Source organism: Xanthomonas prunicola (assembly GCF_002846205.1).
GTDB classification, from domain to species: Bacteria; Pseudomonadota; Gammaproteobacteria; order Xanthomonadales; family Xanthomonadaceae; genus Xanthomonas; species Xanthomonas prunicola.
Map to the genome: position 1 here is coordinate 1247224 of NZ_PHKV01000001.1, position 16476 is coordinate 1263699.

The window sequence follows — 16476 nt, forward strand, 5'->3', positions numbered from 1 at the left end:
CTGTCTCCTGTTGATCGCGCGCTTTCCTCGCGCTTGGTCGGTGATTGTCGAGTCCGCATGGTTGCGTCAGCTAAATGCCCGCGTTCCAGCGCGTCGAATGAGCGTGCGAGCGCGGGAGTTATCCAGACGTGACCTGCGCATCAACGGGGCGTCGGTGAGCGAGCGCGTGCACACCGCGCCCACGTGCCGTGCTGACAGGCTTAACGCGATCGCACAAACACTGAAGGTCGTTGCCGCGTCCTCACGTCCACAGGAGACAATAGATATGCTTGCCCTCAACTACCACGGCGCACACGATGTGCGCGTCGAAACCGTGCCCGATCCGTTATTGGTCGAACGCGACGACCTGATCCTGCGCGTTACCGCCACCGCCATTTGCGGTTCGGATCTGCATCTGTACCGCGGCAAGATTCCCGACCTGCGTCCCGGTGACATCCTTGGCCACGAATTCATGGGCATCGTCGAAGAGGTTGGCCCGGATGTCACGGCAGTCAAACCCGGCGACCGCGTGGTCATTCCATTCGTAGTCGCCTGCGGGCGCTGTTTCCATTGCGTTCTGCAGGAATTTTCGGCCTGCGAAACCACCAATACCGGCAAGGGCGCTGCGCTCAATCACAAGGACATGCGCCCGCCTGCAGCGCTGTTCGGTTTCAGCCATTTGTACGGTGGTTTATCCGGTGGCCAGGCCGAATATGTGCGCGTGCCCAAGGCCAATGTCGGCCCACTGGTGGTACCGGATGCCTTGCACGACGAGCAGGTGCTGTTCTTGTCCGACATCCTGCCGACCGGCTACCAGGCGGTGATCGATGCCGGCGTCAAACAGGGTTCTACCGTTGCCATCTTCGGCGCGGGTCCGGTCGGCCTGATGGCCGCAGCGTGTTGCCGCATGCTGGGGGCCGAACGTATCTTCATGGTCGACCGACACGCGTATCGCCTCGACTTCGCATCCAAGACCTATGGCGTGATTCCGATCAACTTCGACGACATCGACGATCCGGCCGATGTGATCGTCTCGCAAACCGATGGCCGCGGCGTGGACGCCAGCATTGAGGCGGTCGGCTTCGAAGCCGAAGGCAGCGCAATCGAAACAGCGCTCACCAATTTGAAGCTGGAAGGCAGCAGCGGCGTGGCGATCCGGCAATGCATTGCCGCGACCCGTCGCTGCGGTGTGGTGAGCGTGCCGGGCGTGTATGCCGGTTTCATCCACGCCTTCATGTTTGGCGATGCGTTCGACAAGGGCCTGACCTTCAAGATGGGCCAGACGCATGTGCAAAAGCATATGCCGCATCTGCTGGAATGCATCGGCAATGGTCAGCTCAAGCCCAGCTCGATTATTTCGCACCGCATGCCGCTGGCTGACGCAGCGCGTGGCTACGAACTATTCGACAAGAAACAGGACGATTGCCGCAAGGTCGTGCTCACGCCGTAAGCGCAGCAATGTTGCAGATGCAGACGGCGCGGTCATCGAGTGCGCCGTCTGCGTTTCTGTACTGCGGTTGCGCGCTGCCGAACAGGCTCAATCCAGCGGTTTGGCCGGCACGAACGGCGATACGGGATCACTGGCCGGGAAGGTTTCTTCCACCGCTTCGTCTTGCAGCGCGTCCTGCTTTTTCTTGTCGTGCTGCGCCTGATCGTGACCGTTGGCTTGATCGTGCGTGGACGGAATCTGATTGGATGTACGCATTGCGCTTTCCTGATGGGTGATGCGGATGTCCACGCTACGGCGCGCCGTGTTGGCACAGGTGAAAGCGTCTTCGCGCATCAACGACAAAGGCAACGTGATGCGCCACACGCACTGCAACCGCTGCGGCGACGCACTACCGCCGGATGCGGCACAGCCAGGCGGCCATCTCGGACAAACGGCGCATCGTTGCTGGGCTGTGCTTCCACACGGAACGCCGCCTGCAGGTATGTTGCTTGCCGCAGGCAGCAATGGCCTGGAAATTCCGGCTCCCAACAGCGCGGACCATCCAGTTGCCCAGCACACCTGCTGCTGCGCGGCGTCGGTTCACACCCTGACGCGTCCAGGGTGTATGGTGCATAGGCGGCCGGAATCCGGTGTCGCCCTCATTCTATCTGGCCTTTTCCATCGACAATCTCTGCGAACGCTGCGACGCCGTCTGTTGCCGGCTCACCGTCATGGTCGATCCATCCGACCGCATTCCACAGCATCTCACCAGCGTGACGCCACAGGGCTGGCACGTGATGGCGCGCGACGAGGAAGGCTGGTGCGTGGCCATCGACGCTGCGCGCATGTGTTGCTCGATCTACGAGACGCGGCCGGCGATCTGTCGGCGTTTCGTCATGTCCGGCCCGTATTGCCGCGACGTGCGTGCCACCTACGACGACCAACGCCGCCGGGGCATTCCCTTGACGCTGTACAACGCATGAGGATTCGCGATGAATAATTCCCGCCGCCAGTCGATGACCGTCAGTAACCAGCCAGGCAAGCCGCGCTTGTCGGAACAGCGTTTAGCCGCCGATCTGGCAGCGTTTCAGCAATCCGGTGGCGCAATCGAACGATTAGGCGATACACCGCTGCGTCGCGAAAAGAAGCGCGACGCGCCAGAGTCTGCGCCGGCAGCTGCAATCAAACCGGCCGTCGAAGCCGACGCCAAGTAAGCGGCGCAGGGGGAGCAGGCGTGCTGCGCCTGTCGCTTCAGCTGCACCATCTGCAGCACAACACCGGCTGGGCGACTGCAGGGATCGCATCGCACGGTGCAGCGCCCTGATCACCTGGTCCAATGCCTGCCTTGCAGGGACGTCGGCGATGGCGATCTGCCCCGCATTTGCCGCTGCATGCAGATCGATACAGCGCCTCACGTGCTGCGTCACCGGGTTTATCTCGGGAGCGTAGTCGCATCCCGCCGCGATCGCAGAGCAGATGCGAGAGGCATAGCGATCACCACAACAACGCGACGACGGCAGCTGCTGATCTGCGTCACCCTGCAGGCACCTGCACGAGCACGCCACTACCGCAGCAGCCAGAACTCAAACATCATGCTTCGGTGTAGGCGCAGCCATCCCGCGAAGGAATCGACGGTGACAGCAGCTCTGCGCGCTTGGTCGCGCCAAGCCGTTGCGCCAGAGAGGCCATTTCGTTGGCCAGTGCGATCATGTTGCCGCCGGCCTGCGCCGCGATGCCCATGATGCGTTGATATGCGTCCCAGAAGTCCGGCCCATTGCCATAGGCATCGTGGAACCCTTGCAGCTCCAAGACCAGCAGATCGGACAGTTGTCTGTCGGAGCGGTCCATTAGGTTACCTCGTTGGGGATTTCCCGGACCGCAGCTTATACCTGTTCACCTTACAAAACCGGGTCAGCCAAACGGCAGCACATCTGAACCTGAATTGGTTACGGAGCTCACAGGTGTTTGCCGCGGCGCCTTGCGGTTGGGGCTGCCTATACCACCGCCAGTGCGGGCCGGCCGAGTGTCGCGCAGGGGGCGAGCCGGCCGCCACATGTTCGCTCGCCGCCCCACACCAGCTCGGCTGAACGGCTGAATGCCACCACAGGTGGCCCCTGCGGTTTGTCGTCAGCTGCCGCGCACCAGGCCGAGCTGTGCGCATTCCCGTGTAAAATGCCCGGTTTTTGAACGGAAGAATGGCGAAAGTTTCTCCACGGGCGCCCTTGTCGGGCCCGGCGTTCATTCGCCTGCTTGCTCGCCTCAGCGATGCGCACATCGCCCAATCCAACCATGCGCTGGCCGACAGGCTGAGCCAGTGGATCGATTGGACGCGGGCAGTTGCTGTGTCCAAGGCGCTAGACGGCAAGCTCCCCGACACCGACGACCTGCCCGAACCGCGCCCGCTCGATGCGCAGGCTTGCGCACGCGTGCGCAGCGGGCTGGCCACCAGCAGCGTGGCCGAGTTGGACGCGCTGGTTGTGCGCATGCGTGCCGAGGCCCGCAATGCCGTAGTCGCAGACGCACCCGCCGCTTCGCCCGACTACGCGCCGTTCCGCCAACATTACCTGGCCATGCAACGCGCCATGCGCACCGCCACCGGCGATTTGCGCGGGCGCCTGCGTGATCTGCTTGCAGTGGTCTCCACCGACATGGCTCGGCTGGCCGAAGTGGACGCGGTGATGGAGCTGACCCTGAGCCCGCGCGAGCAGAGCTTGTTGAACACCGTGCCGAGCCTGCTTGGCGCACATTTCGAACGCTTGCGCGATGCGGCGCCGGCGCACTACCCGCCAGCCGATGACGATGCCGCACCACGCGCGGTGTCCGATGGCTGGCTGGAGGTCTTCCGCAAAGACATGCAGAGCGTGTTGCTCGCCGAACTGGATGTTCGTTTTCACCCGATCGAAGGCCTGCTTGCAGCGCTTCGTACCCGCTAACTGGGACGTCATGTTCAGAACTCTCGTACACGTGTGTGTGTTTCTCGTCGGCCTGTTGGCTGTTTGCTGGGTCGGCATCGGCTATCTCGGCTCCAACCCGCTCGGCGCCTGCGTCGCAGCGGTGATCGGCGCTTGTTACGTGGCCGGCGCACTGGAGCTGTATCGCTACCGCCAGGCCACTGCGACGCTGGAAGCGGCAGTCGACGGACTGATCACTGCACCTTCGGCATTAAGCGAATGGCTGCAGGCGGTTCACCCGAGCCTGCGCAATGCCGTGCGCCTGCGCATCAAGGGCGAGCGCGTCGCGTTGCCGGCACCGGCGCTGACGCCGTATCTGGTCGGCTTGCTGGTGTTGCTCGGCATGCTCGGAACGCTGCTCGGCATGATGGCCACGCTCAAGGGCACCGGTTTTGCATTGCAGAGCGCCACCGACCTGCAGGCCATCCGCGGCTCGCTCGCCGCACCGGTGGAAGGCCTGGCATTTGCATTCGGCACCTCGATTGCCGGCGTGGCGACATCGGCCATGCTGGGTCTGCTGTCGGCACTGTGCCGGCGCGAGCGCCTGCAGGCGGTGCAGCGGCTGGATCTGAAAATCGCCTCCGAGCTGCATCCGCATTCGGATGCGCATCAACGTGGCGAAGCGTTCAAGCTGCAGCAGCAGCAAAGCGCCTTGATGCCGGCCTTGATCGACCGGCTGCAGGCGCTGATGCACAACATCGAGCAGCACAGCATTGCTGCCGAAGAACGCCTGGCCGCACAGCAGGCGGACTTTCACGCAAAAAGCGAAGCGGCCTATGCGCGGCTGGCCACCGCAATGGAGCAATCGCTGCAGGCCGGTGTCGCCGAAAGCGCACGCGCCGTCGGTGCGGCGTTGCAGCCGGCGATGGAAGCCACCATGACCAGCATCGCGCGCGACACCGCCGCATTGCAGGCGCACGTCACCCAAGCCGTGCAGCAACAGTTGGACGGTATCACCCATGGCTTCCAGACCAGCGCCAGCACTGCAGCCGAGCACTGGAGTACGGCACTGGCTGCGCAGGAGCGCGCCCAGCAGACCCACAACGCGCAGCTGCAGACCACGCTGGAACAGATTGCCGGGCACAGTGTTGCCTTGCAGGAGGGCGTGAGCAGCGCCGTGCAACAGCAGTTGCTCGGGGTGAGTGCAGCCATCGAGCAGAGCGCACGCACGGCCGCCGAACACTGGCAGGTGGCGTTGGCCGCGCAGGAACGCACGCAGCACACATTGACCGAGCAGTTGCAGGGCACGCTGGAACAGATCGACCAGCGCAGCGTTGCCGTGCAGGACAGCGTCACCCAGGCCGTGCAGCAGCAATTGAGCGCACTCGACGATGGTTTTGCCCGCAGCACCGCGGCCACTGCCGACACCTGGGCCGCCGTGCTTGCCGAACAGCAACGCGCCACCAAAGCGCTCGGCACGCAACTGCACGCCACCCTTGAGCAACTGGCGCAGCAAACCAGCGCATTGCACGAAGGCGTGCAGCAGGCCGTGCAGCAGCAGCTGGACGGGTTGAGCAGCGGCTTCGAAACCAGCACCGCCACTGCAGCGGCAACATGGACGACCGCGGTGACCGAACAGCAGCGCGCCAATCACGCGCTCACCCAGGACTTGCAAAACACGCTCGCGCAATTCGTCAGCACCTTCGAGGCACGTTCCGCCGCGTTGGTGGATGCGGTCTCACAGCGCATGGAACAATCCAGCAGCGACACCGCCAGCGTGTGGAGCGATGCACTGGCCCAGCAACAACAGGCCAGCGCGACGTTGTCCAGCCAACACCACAGCGCACTGGCCGCGGCCACCGCCAGTTTCGACACGCATGCGGCGGCCCTGGTCGGCACCTTGCAGCAATCGCACACCGACCTGCAGACGGCCCTGGAAACCCGTGACACCGAGCGCCTGGCGTTGTGGAGCGAGCGCTTCGGCGCGATGAGCACCGCCTTGACCGCACAATGGGAACAGACCGGCGAGCGCGTCGCCCAGCAACAGCAAGCCATCTGCGACACCCTGGCCCGCACCGCCAGCGAGCTGTCGACGCAGGCGCAGGCACAGGCGAGCGCGACGATCACCGAAGTGTCACGCCTGATGCAGATCGCCTCCGAAGCGCCGAAAGCCGCAGCCGACGTCGTCGCCGAGCTACGCCAAAGCCTGTCCGAAAGCATGGTGCGCGACGTCGCCATGTTGGAAGAACGCAGCAAGCTGCTTGCGACCTTGGACACCTTGCTCAACGCGGTCAATCACGCCTCGACCGAGCAACGCGAAGCGGTGGATGCATTGGTCACCACCTCGGCCGACCTACTGCAGCGCGTGGGCAACCAGCTCACCGAGCAGATCGGCAGCGAAACCGGCAAGCTCGGCGCGGTGGCCGCACATGTCAGCGGCAGTGCGGTGGAAGTCGCCAGCCTGGGCGAAGCCTTCGGCATGGCGGTGCAGCTCTTCAGTGGCACCACCAGCGAGCTCAACGCGCGGCTACAGCATGTCGCCACTGCATTGGATGCGTCGCTGGCACGCAGCGACGACCAGCTTGCCTATTACGTTGCGCAGGCGCGCGAAGTGGTCGACCTCAGCATGCTGTCGCAGAAGCAGATCATCGAAGAACTGCGCCAGCTCGATCGCGGACGTAGCGAGACCGGCGAAGCAGAAACAGCATGAGCGACGAGATCGAAAACGACGGCGAGCTGGGCACCCCGATCTGGGCAGCGTTCGGCGACCTGATGTCGGTTTTGCTGGGCGCGTTCGTGCTGATCCTGGTCGGCGTGATCGGTGTGCAGTTGCAGCTGTCTAGCCGCCTGGACGAAGCCGTCAAACAACGTCAGGCCGAAGCGCAACGTCGCCAGACGCTGGAACAGGCACTGGCCGCACCGCTGGCCGCCGGCCGCGTGACCCTGGTCGATGGCCGTATCGGCATTCGCGGCAATGTGCTGTTCGCGTTCAACTCCGATGAACTGCAGCCCGAAGGACGCGAGGTGTTGAAGTCGCTCGCCGCGCCATTGGCGCACTACCTGCGCGCGCGCGAAGAGATCCTGATGGTCAGCGGCTTTACCGACGACCGCCCGGTGCTGGGCGGCAACCGTCGCTACGCCGACAACTGGGAATTGTCCGCGCAACGCGCGCTCACGGTCACGCGTGCCTTGATCGCCGAAGGCGTACCCGCATCCTCTGTGTTTGCGGCCGCATTCGGCTCGCAGCAACCGGTAGATTCCAACGCCGACGAAACCCGCCGCGCAAAGAACCGACGCGTGGAGATCGCGCCGATCGCGCGGCCGTCATCGTCGCGCAAAGGGGCATCGACTCGGCCCGCAGCAACCGCTGCACCGCGATGAGCAAATCAGCACTCCCCGCACGCACCCAACTGGAGCGCTGGCGCAGCCAGGGCGCCGATCAGCTGGATCCGGTGCGATTCCATCTGATGGAATCCTTGGCAGCGCGTGCCGATGCGCAGGCCGATGCAGTGCGTGAGGTGCTGGAGTACAAGCTCGGCGCGTTAGTCGATGGTTATGCGGCAGCGCTGCAGCAGACAACGCCTCGCCATGCCGGCAAGGGTGCGGCGGCGGCGTCAACGCCAGCGTCGTCGCAGGCCAGCGCATTGGGTGCACTCACCGCGCAGATGGCCGGGCATGCGGCATTGATGGAAGTGGACAGCCGCAAGACCGCCAGCGCAGATGCCATGCTGTTTCCGGAGCTGCCGGCACTGGACGATTTCCGCCGCACCTGGACCACCGTGCGCACCGCCAGCCAGGTGCGACAGTCGCTGCAGGATGCCCCAAAGGATGCCGGCCCACTCAATTCCAGCGTACTGGTGCACCGCTGCATCACGCTGATGCGTGAGTGTTCGCCCGGCTATTTGCAGCATTTCCTGGGCTATGTCGACGCGTTGTCGTGGCTGGAGCAGCTGCATACCGGCGGCGCGTTGGCCAACGAAGAGGCTGTGCCGGCGACCTCGGGCAAGAAACGCAGCAAGAGCCCGTCGAAGCGACGCGGTTAGAACGGCAGGTCGAGCACACTGCATATCGGGCGTACGCGCAAAGCAGCCTGATTTCAAAGATGCATCTCGGCACAGGGCTTGGCTGGACACCAGCGTGTTGAGTATGACCTCGCTTACGCGCCTGTGCTGCGGCAACGTCTGCTGCGTTTGAATCAAGGTGCAATTGCAATTGCTATCGCAACTGCAACTGCGATTACGCACGGACGCACGGACGAATTCATGGAACCAGCGAACGGCGCGCAGCGATAACCTGGAGTGCCGCACGCCATCGATCCGAGCATCGATGCCGTCACTACCGCCTGCATCCCCCGCACTGGCTCAGGTGTCGATTGCCGGATTCTGCTTGCGCTGGAATCCGAATCAGAACCGCAAATGCGCACCCACCGTCCAACTCCGCGGCGCTCCGGGATACACCCACTGCTCGCTGTACGAAAATGCAGCGTAACGGCGGTCGGTGAGGTTCTCGACCTTGGCATACAGGCGTAGCCGGTCGCTCACATCGTAATGGCCGACCACGCGCCACACGGTGTATGCCGGCAACACAAAATCGGTATTGCTATCCACCGAGCCTAGCCGTTCGCCGGTGTGCGACACGCCCAGCCCTATCGCCGCGCTACGCTTGCCCGTCAGCGGCTGCTCGTAGTTCAAGAATGCGTTACTGCTGAAACGCGGCACATTCGGAAATCGCCGGCCCTCGGCCAGTCCGGTGCCGGCGGCAGCCGCGCTGCTGCGCGTGACGTGTGAATCGGTGCAAGCCAGGCCCACCGATGCGGCCAGATGCGGGGTTAGTCGCCCGAGCAGATCCAGCTCCATGCCTTGGCTGCGCATTTCGCCTACCGGTAGCGAAAAACTGGTGTCGGCCGGGTCCAGGCTCAACACGTTTTTCTTGTCGATGCGGAACGCGGCCAGCGTGGCTTCCAGGCCATCGCCGGGCTGCACGTATTTCAAGCCTGTCTCCAGCGAGCGGCTCTTTTCCGGTGCAAAGCTTTGCCCGTTGGCGCCGACACCGCTGTTGGGGCGAAAGCCCGCTGCCGCACTCGCATACAGCGAAAGCGCATCGTCGACATGGAAAGTCAGACCTGCACGCGGGCTCACCACGCCGTCGGATGCGCGCTGGGTCGTGCCGCGCAAGCGATTGTCCAGGTCTTGCTGGTAGTGGTCGTAGCGCAGGCCGAGCAAGGCTTTCCAGCGCGCGCCCAGATCGATCTGATCCTGCGCGTATACGCCCCACACCTGCTGGCGCTCATCGGTATCGGTGATGGTGGCCAGCCGCCCCGGCTGTGCCACGCCGTAACGCGGCGCCAGCACGTCGATGCTGTATGGCGTCGTCGCAGAACGGGCGCGTTGCTGAAAGCGGCTGTCGTCGAAACGGTTGCCGTCGATGCCGAACAACACGTTATGCGTGACCCTACCCGCCTGCAGGCTGCCAAGCAGTTCCGCACGCGCGGCGATATCGCGGCCCTGGTAATCACGATACCGGCGTTCGCGGCGCAAGGTGCGCTGGTCGGCTTGCAGCGTCCAGGGTTCGGTGGAAAATCCGTGCATGCCGCTATCGCGGTAGGTCGCCCCACCCTGCAACGACCATGTCTGATTCAAACCATGCACCACGAACAGCTGGTGCCCGGTGGAATGCAGGTCGATATCGCCATCGCGCGGCTCGCCCAGAAAACGCGACGCCGGCAGCCGGTTGGCATCGCCGTCGATGGCAGTCACGCCACGATCGAACGGCGCATGGATCCGCACGGCTTCCAGCTCATACGACACCGTGGTCTCGGGTGTCGGCATCCACAACAGCGACGGCGCCAGCAAGGTGTTATCGCTGTCGACGGTGTCGCGAAAGCTGTGCTGATCCTTGTGCATCACGTTCAAGCGGTACGCGAGACTCTCGCTCAGTGGGCCGGTGCTGTCGACCGCGGCACGATGATTGTCGAAGCGGCCCGCCGACACATCCACGCTGTTCTGCGCTTGAAAAAACGGCTTTTTGGTGATGATGTTGACCGCCCCACCCGGCTCGCCACGGCCGTACAAGGCCGACGCCGGCCCCTTGATGACTTCGATGCTCTGCGTGTTGGCCGCATCCCGCAGGCCGTTGTAACCGCGGCTGGCATTGAAGCCGTTGACCATATAGTCCGAACTGAAGTTCGGGTCGCCGGTAAAGCCGCGCATCGAATAGCTGTCCCACAGCCCACCCAGGTTGTTGGCCTTGGTGATGCCGCTGGCCAGCTCCAGTGCACCAGCCAGATCGGTAACACCGGCATCGTCCAGCAAGGTCCGATCAAGCACACGCGCACTGATCGGCAAATCACGCAGCGGCGCATCGGTCTTGGTAGCACCGGTAATGCTCAGTGCGCGGTATGGCGCGTACTGACTGCGCACCTGCACCGCGTCCAGATCGCGCGCCTGCAACTCGGCGGCCTGCCCGCAGGCAATGCTGCAGGCGCAGGCCAGTAGGCTGAGCAAGGGCAGCGTGTGCCGCATGCGGCGGCGCGAGAACACGGGCATCGGGCAAACTCCTGAAAGACCTGGGCGCAGCACGCCTGGATCGCAAGTGAAAACAAGCGAGAGGTAAAGCGCGGCTGTCGCTATGAAGCAGGATCGGCCGTTGCATCGAAACGTGGCGCACGCTCGAAGTCGTCGCGCGTAAACGGGCGGTCGCGGAACAGATAGCCATAGTAGAACGTGCGCAGCAGCCGGTGATACGCGCGAACGCGGTCCTGATACGCCAGCTGCGCCTGCAGATCGGTGTCGGCCAGGCGCGTCAGCGCGGCCTGCAGCGCAACCGGCGGCAGCACGCTGGCCACGCGCTGCGCCAGCGCTTGGCGACGCTGCAGACCATGGCGATACGCTGCCACCTGCGGCGCCACCTGCTGGTCGCCATTTTCATGGAATGCGAAGTACCACTTGTAGTGGAATGCCGCGGTCAACGGCGCCGAATCGGCCCATTGCCGATTGCGCGCATAGAACGCCTGCATGGTGTCCTGGCGCGGGATATCCCAGGCATGGTTGACCGTCTCGCGCTGCAGTCGCGCAATCTCGTTGCCCTGATTGACTGGCACCGCCTGATTGATCGCCACATGCGCCAGCGCAGGAGCCACCAACGCCAGCACCACCCAGCAGGTGGCCAATGCGGTTGCATGCGCCGCAGGCCGCCACTGGATGCGCCCGACCAGCACCGACAGCACTACCCAGAACAGCAGATAGCCTGCGCCCAGCGCCAGCACTGCCAGAAGCTGCAGCAACGGCACCGCATTGAGCGTGGCAAAAATAACGAACGGCACGCTCAAGCACAACAGCACCGCTGCGGCACGAACCACCACACGCCGCACCAGCAGCGCGGCGCCTGCACCCGGCAGTGCGGCGAGCATGCGGGCCCGGCCTGCGTCTCGCTCGCCCGAACGCAGATCGAACAGCAATGCGATCACGAACAGGGGCAGCAGGAACACCAGCACGAACGCATAGTCGAAACGGCCGGCCAGGGCGAGCTCGGGGTTGTAGCTGTCGCCATCATGGATCTGCGCTTCCAACCCCAACGCGCGCACGCGCAAAATGTAGGGTGAAACATCGCGCATGCCCACCGCTGCAAACGCTAACGGCGATGGCGTGTCCCAAGTGGGGTAGAAACTGTAATAGGCCGCGCTGCCGGCATCGTTGGAACGCGCGACATAGTCTTCCACCGCTGCGCTGTCTTCGCGCTGTAGCGCCGCAATCTTCGCGATATTGTCGCGCTGCGCCGCAATCACGCGCTGCCCGGACAACAGGCTGCAGATAGTCAGCACGGCAAGCAACAACAGGCCGGCAAGCGCCGCACGTGCGCGCAGCAGCAACAGCAGCTCGTATTTCCACAGCACCATCAGCGCGCGACTCCCACACGTCGCCCGGCTGCAACCAACATGCAGAGCGCAGCGAGCAACCAGGCGCCGATCAGGCCAAGCGCCGCGCTTGCCGTGTCGATCACTTCGGTGGTGGACGCGGGCTGAAAGACGAACACTGGAATCTCGTGCCAATGCTCGGACGAAATGCGCTTACGGCGGTCGGCGCCGGCATCCTGCGCGGTGTCGTCGGCCATGCTCACTGCATCGGCCTGCAACTGATTGAGTTGTTGCACCAGCGTGTAACGGTACTGCTCAGCCTGCGCCAGGAACCGCAGATGCGCGCGCAGATCGGTTTCTGCCAGCGTCATCGACACCTCGCGCAGCGCCACCGTCGGGCTTAGCAACGCAAATGCGCGTACCAGCAGATTCTGTTGCTGCTGAATGGATGCGTCGCGGCCCGCGTAGCGCTCGAACAGGCTTGCGGTCAGCCGCTCGCCTTCCAGCGCCAGCAAGCCCTTGTAGTTCACCGGCAGGTCTTCCACGCGCTGCACGCCGTAATGGGCCAACGTCTGCTGCTTGAATTGCGCAAAGTGCGGGTCGTCCGGGTTGTGACTGTCGCCGAGCGTGCGCAGGTCGCGCTGAATCGCCACATCGGTTGCCAACCGGGTCGGCAGGCGGTAGGCGGCACTGGCCACGTCCGGTGCGACGCGCGGCACCAGCAAGGCCAGCCACACCCACACCGCCAGCGACACCAGCAGCGCATCGCGGCCGCGTCGGCACAACAGCGATATCGCAAGCACCAACGCACACCACACCAGCAGGTACACGCTATAGGCCAGCACCAGCAGCGCGACCAGCACTGCCTGGCCCGGCAACATCGCGATAGGTGCCAGGCCGACCAAGGCCGGCAGCAGGCAGGCGCCAGCCACAGCCGCCAGCGCAAGATATTTGCCGCCAAGCAATTGCCGGCGCGTGGCACCCTGCAGCAACAGCGCGCGCAAGGTACCGGTTTCCTGCTCGCGCGCGACTGCGCCATAGCCGAGAAACACCAGCATCAATGGCGCCAGTACCTGCAACACAAAGGCAGGCGTCAACTGCCCGAAGCGCACCAGCAACGAGCTCTGACGCACATCGCCGAAGTTGGCGGTGTTCTGGCGGTGTCCTTCCAGAAACATACTGTTGCCGGTGAACGCATCCACGCCCGAATCGAATGCGGCCAGCGCCGGTAACGGGCGATAGATGAAATGGCCGTAATGCACCACGCGGTGCGGATGCCGGTCCGGCTGCGCTTCGAATGCCTGCTGTGCGGCGTGTTGCTGACGCGCACGGAAATCGGCAACTTCGCGTTGATGGTGCGCAGCGGTCAACGCCGCCACCAGGGTGAGCAACATCAACAACACTACGCCGATGGCAGCGGAGCGGTTGCGCGCCATGAAGCGCAGTTCCTCGCGCGCGACCAACAACACGGGACTCATGCGGACAGCCTCATGCAGCATGGTCCTGCGGGCGTGCGAAACGCGCATGCAGGGTACGCACATCGAAGCCGCTATCGCCAGCACCGATGTCGTCGAGAATCCGGCCGTTTTCGAGAAAGCCGATACGGTCGGCCACATCCACCGCGCCGAGCAGATCGTGCGTGACCATCAACACCGCACCGCCGCGTTCACGCACGCTGCTCAGCAGGCGATTGAAGTCGGCGATGGCACGCGGGTCCAGCCCGGAGGTGGGCTCATCCAGCAGCAGCACCGGCACTTCGCGCAGCGTGGCCACTGCAATCGCCACTTTTTGCCGCATGCCTTTGGAGAACCCTGCCAGCCGCTGCGCCCAGGCATCGCGCTGCAGACCAGCGGCCGCGAATGCCTCGCCGATGGCCGCCTGGCTGCGGCGCTGGCCGGCCAAGGTGAGCAGATAGTCGGCATTTTCCAGCGCGCTCAGATGCTCGTAGAGCGCCACGTTTTCCGGCAAATAAGCCAGCCGTGCACGCGCCGTGCCGGGGTCGGCGACCGGGTCCACGCCGTCCACCCGCAAGCTGCCGGAAGTGGGTTTGACGAAGCCCAACAACGTGGACAGCGTGGACGACTTGCCAGCGCCATTGCCGCCCAGCAAGGCATAGACGGTGCCGGGTGCGACGTCGAGGTTTAGCCCCTGCAGCACAGCGCGGTCACGGTAGGCGACGTGCAAGTCGGAGATTGAAATCGCGGGGGTCATCAGAGAACTGGCGGGCACGACTGAGAAATGAGATACGAATGATACGTTATCACATTGCGCAAAGGCCAGGATTGGCAAAGTGCCCGTGGCCGCCGGCCTGGACGCCACTGGGATGGCGCTGGTTGTGCCTCCTGCAGGCGCGCAGCCAGCGCCTAGCAACAGACACGCCCAGCCGAGCGTCATGCGCATCAATGCCGCACGCCGACACCGGCAACCAACAGCGATCCCCACGCGAGACACTCACGCCCCACATGCCTTCCAATATGCGCAGCCTTCTCCCGCACGACGCTCTCCACGCATCCGACCCGCACGCCCGCGCCAGCACCAATGCATGCAGCACATCGCGCGCTACTCGACGCGTCGCCAGCCTGCTTGCCGTCACGGTATTGGCCGCCACACACCTCAACGCCCAGCCCATCGATACCCGCGCGCCTTTGCCGCCGGTACGCGCGTGGCAGGGTGCGAGCGAGGCCTTGATCGTGTCGCCAGACGATCCGTGGATCACACCGGTGGAGCGCAGCGATTTCGTCAGCACGCCCAGCTACGACGAAACGCGTGCGTGGCTGCAACGTCTGGTTGACGCTTCGCCGCTGCTGACGCTGGAGGTGTTCGGCAAGACCAGTGAAGGGCGCGACCTATTATTGGTGCGCGCGCACAAGGGCACACCCGGCAAACCCGTCGTGCTGGCGCAGGCCGGCATCCACGGCGGCGAGATCGATGGCAAAGATGCCGGCCTGATGTTGCTGCGCGATATTGCACACCGCGGCAAAGACGATCTGCTGGACGAGGTAGATTTCGTGTTCGTGCCCATCCTCAACAGCGACGGCCACGAACACCGCGACCCGCTGATCGGCGCCGCATTGCGTGGCCCGCAACACATGGGCTGGAACACCAACACGCGCGGCATCAACCTCAATCGCGACTACCTCAACCTGGAAACGCCGGAAACGCGCGCGATCGTCAAGCTGCTGCACACGCTCGACCCGGCGCTCTATGTCGACCTGCATGTCAGCGGCGGGCTCGATCATCAGTACGACATCACCTTTACCTTCGCCGGCTGGGGCACCTATGCGCGCTCCCGCGCCACTGCTGGCTGGCTGCAGCAGCGCTTCACCCCGGCCATCAACGCCGCACTGCGCCGCCAGGGCCATGAGCCTGCGATCTACCCCAGCCTGATCGACGAAAATGCACCGCGCTCGGGCTTGCGCCATTCGCCGGAAGGCCCACGTTATTCCACCGGCTACGGCGACTTTGCCGGCATTCCCACCGTGCTGGTGGAAAATCATCGCTTGAAGTCGTACCGGCAGCGCGTGCTCGGCGATTACGTTCTGCTCGAGGAAGCGCTGCGCTTGGTTGGTCGCGATGCAAAGAAAATCGCTGCAGCCAAGCGTGTGGATCGCGCCGCACGTCCGCAGGAATTGATGGTGGCGTGGGAACGCCTACCGCAGCCGATCAATCACATCCCGTTCAAAGGCGTGAGCTATACCCGCACCCTGTCGCCAGTCTCCGGCCGGCCGGAATTGCGCTGGGAAGGCCGCGATGAGACCTGGACGATGCCGGTGATCGGCTACCGGCAAACGCAGGCGGTGCAGTACCCGGTGGCGTGGTGGATTCCGCCCGGCAACGACGACGTGCTCGCCTTGCTCGATGCGCATGGCATCCACTACGAACGCCTGCAGCAGCCGACCCAGCGTACGGTCCAGCAGATTCGCATCATCAAGGCAGACAGCAAACAGATCCCGCAGACCCACGATGCGGAGGAAGTCTTTCCTGCCGGCAGCATCCGCGTGCCTGCCGATCAACCGATGCGCATGTTGGCCGCGGCCTTATTGGAACCGCGCAGCAGCGATTCGCTACTGGCCAGCGGACGTTTCCGCCATGCCGTTAGCCCCGACAGCGGGCTGTATGCCACCGAGCTGGTCGAGTTCAGCGAACGCGTGTTGCGCAGCGATGCCGCATTACGTAGCGCATTTGAGCAAAAACTCGCCAACGATGCTGCATTCCGCGCCGATGGCGATGCGCGCCTGCAGTGGATCTATGCACGCTCGCCCTACGCGGCAATCACTGGTTGGCGGTATCCGGTGCGGCGCGAAACGGTGCAATAGCGCCACGCA

At 64.1% G+C, this 16476-nt stretch carries 14 protein-coding genes; 8 read left to right on the plus strand and 6 right to left on the minus strand.

The window, feature by feature from the left end; translation table 11 throughout:
- Positions 1-265 precede the first annotated feature (265 nt).
- Positions 266-1429: a zinc-dependent alcohol dehydrogenase gene (locus tag XpruCFBP8353_RS05535; protein ID WP_101362255.1), complete on the plus strand. Its 1164-nt coding sequence runs from the start codon at positions 266-268 to the stop codon at positions 1427-1429.
- Between the two features lie 87 nt (positions 1430-1516).
- On the opposite strand, the gene XpruCFBP8353_RS23905 is transcribed toward XpruCFBP8353_RS05535, so the two are convergent.
- On the minus strand, positions 1517-1684 hold the full coding sequence (locus tag XpruCFBP8353_RS23905) for a hypothetical protein (RefSeq protein WP_165786135.1): 168 nt from the start codon (positions 1682-1684) through the stop codon (positions 1517-1519).
- A 356-nt stretch (positions 1685-2040) separates the two neighbouring features.
- On the opposite strand from XpruCFBP8353_RS23905, the gene XpruCFBP8353_RS05545 reads away from it, so the two are divergent.
- Positions 2041-2391: a YkgJ family cysteine cluster protein gene (locus tag XpruCFBP8353_RS05545; protein WP_101362257.1), complete on the plus strand. Its 351-nt coding sequence runs from the start codon at positions 2041-2043 to the stop codon at positions 2389-2391.
- A 9-nt stretch (positions 2392-2400) separates the two neighbouring features.
- Positions 2401-2622, plus strand: a complete 222-nt coding sequence (locus XpruCFBP8353_RS05550) for a hypothetical protein (RefSeq protein ID WP_101362258.1) — start codon at positions 2401-2403, stop codon at positions 2620-2622.
- Positions 2623-2998: 376 nt separating this feature from the next.
- On the opposite strand, the gene XpruCFBP8353_RS05560 is transcribed toward XpruCFBP8353_RS05550, so the two are convergent.
- A complete protein-coding gene (locus XpruCFBP8353_RS05560) occupies positions 2999-3256 on the minus strand; it encodes a hypothetical protein (protein WP_101362260.1) in 258 nt (85 codons plus the stop codon).
- 347 nt (positions 3257-3603) lie between these two features.
- Here XpruCFBP8353_RS05560 and XpruCFBP8353_RS05565 point away from each other — a divergent pair, with 347 nt between their 5' ends.
- From XpruCFBP8353_RS05565 to XpruCFBP8353_RS05580, 4 genes are read left to right on the plus strand one after another with little or no spacing between them, the layout of a single operon-like run.
- The gene (locus tag XpruCFBP8353_RS05565; protein ID WP_162300949.1) at positions 3604-4341 is read left to right on the plus strand and encodes a DUF3348 domain-containing protein; all 738 of its coding nucleotides are present in this window, start codon (positions 3604-3606) and stop codon (positions 4339-4341) included.
- Between the two features lie 10 nt (positions 4342-4351).
- Positions 4352-7009: a DUF802 domain-containing protein gene (locus XpruCFBP8353_RS05570; protein ID WP_101362262.1), complete on the plus strand. Its 2658-nt coding sequence runs from the start codon at positions 4352-4354 to the stop codon at positions 7007-7009.
- Complete coding sequence (locus XpruCFBP8353_RS05575) at positions 7006-7680, plus strand: OmpA family protein (protein ID WP_101362263.1); 675 nt, start codon at positions 7006-7008, stop codon at positions 7678-7680. The genes XpruCFBP8353_RS05570 and XpruCFBP8353_RS05575 overlap by 4 nt, the downstream gene beginning before the upstream one ends.
- A complete protein-coding gene (locus tag XpruCFBP8353_RS05580; RefSeq protein ID WP_101362264.1) occupies positions 7677-8342 on the plus strand; it encodes a DUF2894 domain-containing protein in 666 nt (221 codons plus the stop codon). Before XpruCFBP8353_RS05575 ends, XpruCFBP8353_RS05580 begins: the two co-directional genes overlap by 4 nt.
- A 360-nt stretch (positions 8343-8702) precedes the next feature.
- On the opposite strand, the gene XpruCFBP8353_RS05585 is transcribed toward XpruCFBP8353_RS05580, so the two are convergent.
- From XpruCFBP8353_RS05585 to XpruCFBP8353_RS05600, 4 genes are all read right to left on the minus strand, one after another.
- Complete coding sequence (locus XpruCFBP8353_RS05585) at positions 8703-10844, minus strand: TonB-dependent siderophore receptor (protein ID WP_101362265.1); 2142 nt, start codon at positions 10842-10844, stop codon at positions 8703-8705.
- A gap of 80 nt (positions 10845-10924) precedes the next feature.
- Positions 10925-12193 carry a DUF3526 domain-containing protein gene (locus tag XpruCFBP8353_RS05590; RefSeq protein WP_101362266.1) on the minus strand — a complete coding sequence of 423 codons (1269 nt, stop codon included), beginning with the start codon at positions 12191-12193 and terminating at the stop codon, positions 10925-10927.
- Positions 12193-13629 carry an ABC transporter permease gene (locus XpruCFBP8353_RS05595; protein WP_101362500.1) on the minus strand — a complete coding sequence of 479 codons (1437 nt, stop codon included), beginning with the start codon at positions 13627-13629 and terminating at the stop codon, positions 12193-12195. The genes XpruCFBP8353_RS05590 and XpruCFBP8353_RS05595 overlap by 1 nt, the downstream gene beginning before the upstream one ends.
- Before the next feature lie 10 nt (positions 13630-13639).
- Positions 13640-14362 (minus strand): ABC transporter ATP-binding protein, encoded by a 723-nt coding sequence (locus XpruCFBP8353_RS05600; protein WP_101362267.1) that lies wholly within the window; start codon positions 14360-14362, stop codon positions 13640-13642.
- A gap of 263 nt (positions 14363-14625) precedes the next feature.
- Here XpruCFBP8353_RS05600 and XpruCFBP8353_RS05605 point away from each other — a divergent pair, with 263 nt between their 5' ends.
- Complete coding sequence (locus tag XpruCFBP8353_RS05605) at positions 14626-16467, plus strand: M14 family metallopeptidase (RefSeq protein ID WP_101362268.1); 1842 nt, start codon at positions 14626-14628, stop codon at positions 16465-16467.
- The last annotated feature ends 9 nt before the right edge of the window (positions 16468-16476 follow it).

Bases quoted from the DNA above. Each gene is read 5' to 3' on its own strand.
- XpruCFBP8353_RS05550 (WP_101362258.1), top strand. From the start codon at position 2,401: ATGAATAATTCCCGCCGCCAGTCGATGACCGTCAGTAACCAGCCAGGC.
- XpruCFBP8353_RS05590 (WP_101362266.1), bottom strand. From the start codon at position 12,193: ATGGTGCTGTGGAAATACGAGCTGCTGTTGCTGCTGCGCGCACGTGCG.
- XpruCFBP8353_RS23905 (WP_165786135.1), bottom strand. From the start codon at position 1,684: ATGCGTACATCCAATCAGATTCCGTCCACGCACGATCAAGCCAACGGT.
- XpruCFBP8353_RS05565 (WP_162300949.1), top strand. From the start codon at position 3,604: ATGGCGAAAGTTTCTCCACGGGCGCCCTTGTCGGGCCCGGCGTTCATT.
- XpruCFBP8353_RS05605 (WP_101362268.1), top strand. From the start codon at position 14,626: ATGCGCAGCCTTCTCCCGCACGACGCTCTCCACGCATCCGACCCGCAC.
- XpruCFBP8353_RS05570 (WP_101362262.1), top strand. From the start codon at position 4,352: ATGTTCAGAACTCTCGTACACGTGTGTGTGTTTCTCGTCGGCCTGTTG.
- XpruCFBP8353_RS05595 (WP_101362500.1), bottom strand. From the start codon at position 13,629: ATGAGTCCCGTGTTGTTGGTCGCGCGCGAGGAACTGCGCTTCATGGCG.
- XpruCFBP8353_RS05535 (WP_101362255.1), top strand. From the start codon at position 266: ATGCTTGCCCTCAACTACCACGGCGCACACGATGTGCGCGTCGAAACC.
- XpruCFBP8353_RS05580 (WP_101362264.1), top strand. From the start codon at position 7,677: ATGAGCAAATCAGCACTCCCCGCACGCACCCAACTGGAGCGCTGGCGC.
- XpruCFBP8353_RS05560 (WP_101362260.1), bottom strand. From the start codon at position 3,256: ATGGACCGCTCCGACAGACAACTGTCCGATCTGCTGGTCTTGGAGCTG.
- XpruCFBP8353_RS05585 (WP_101362265.1), bottom strand. From the start codon at position 10,844: ATGCCCGTGTTCTCGCGCCGCCGCATGCGGCACACGCTGCCCTTGCTC.
- XpruCFBP8353_RS05600 (WP_101362267.1), bottom strand. From the start codon at position 14,362: ATGACCCCCGCGATTTCAATCTCCGACTTGCACGTCGCCTACCGTGAC.
- XpruCFBP8353_RS05575 (WP_101362263.1), top strand. From the start codon at position 7,006: ATGAGCGACGAGATCGAAAACGACGGCGAGCTGGGCACCCCGATCTGG.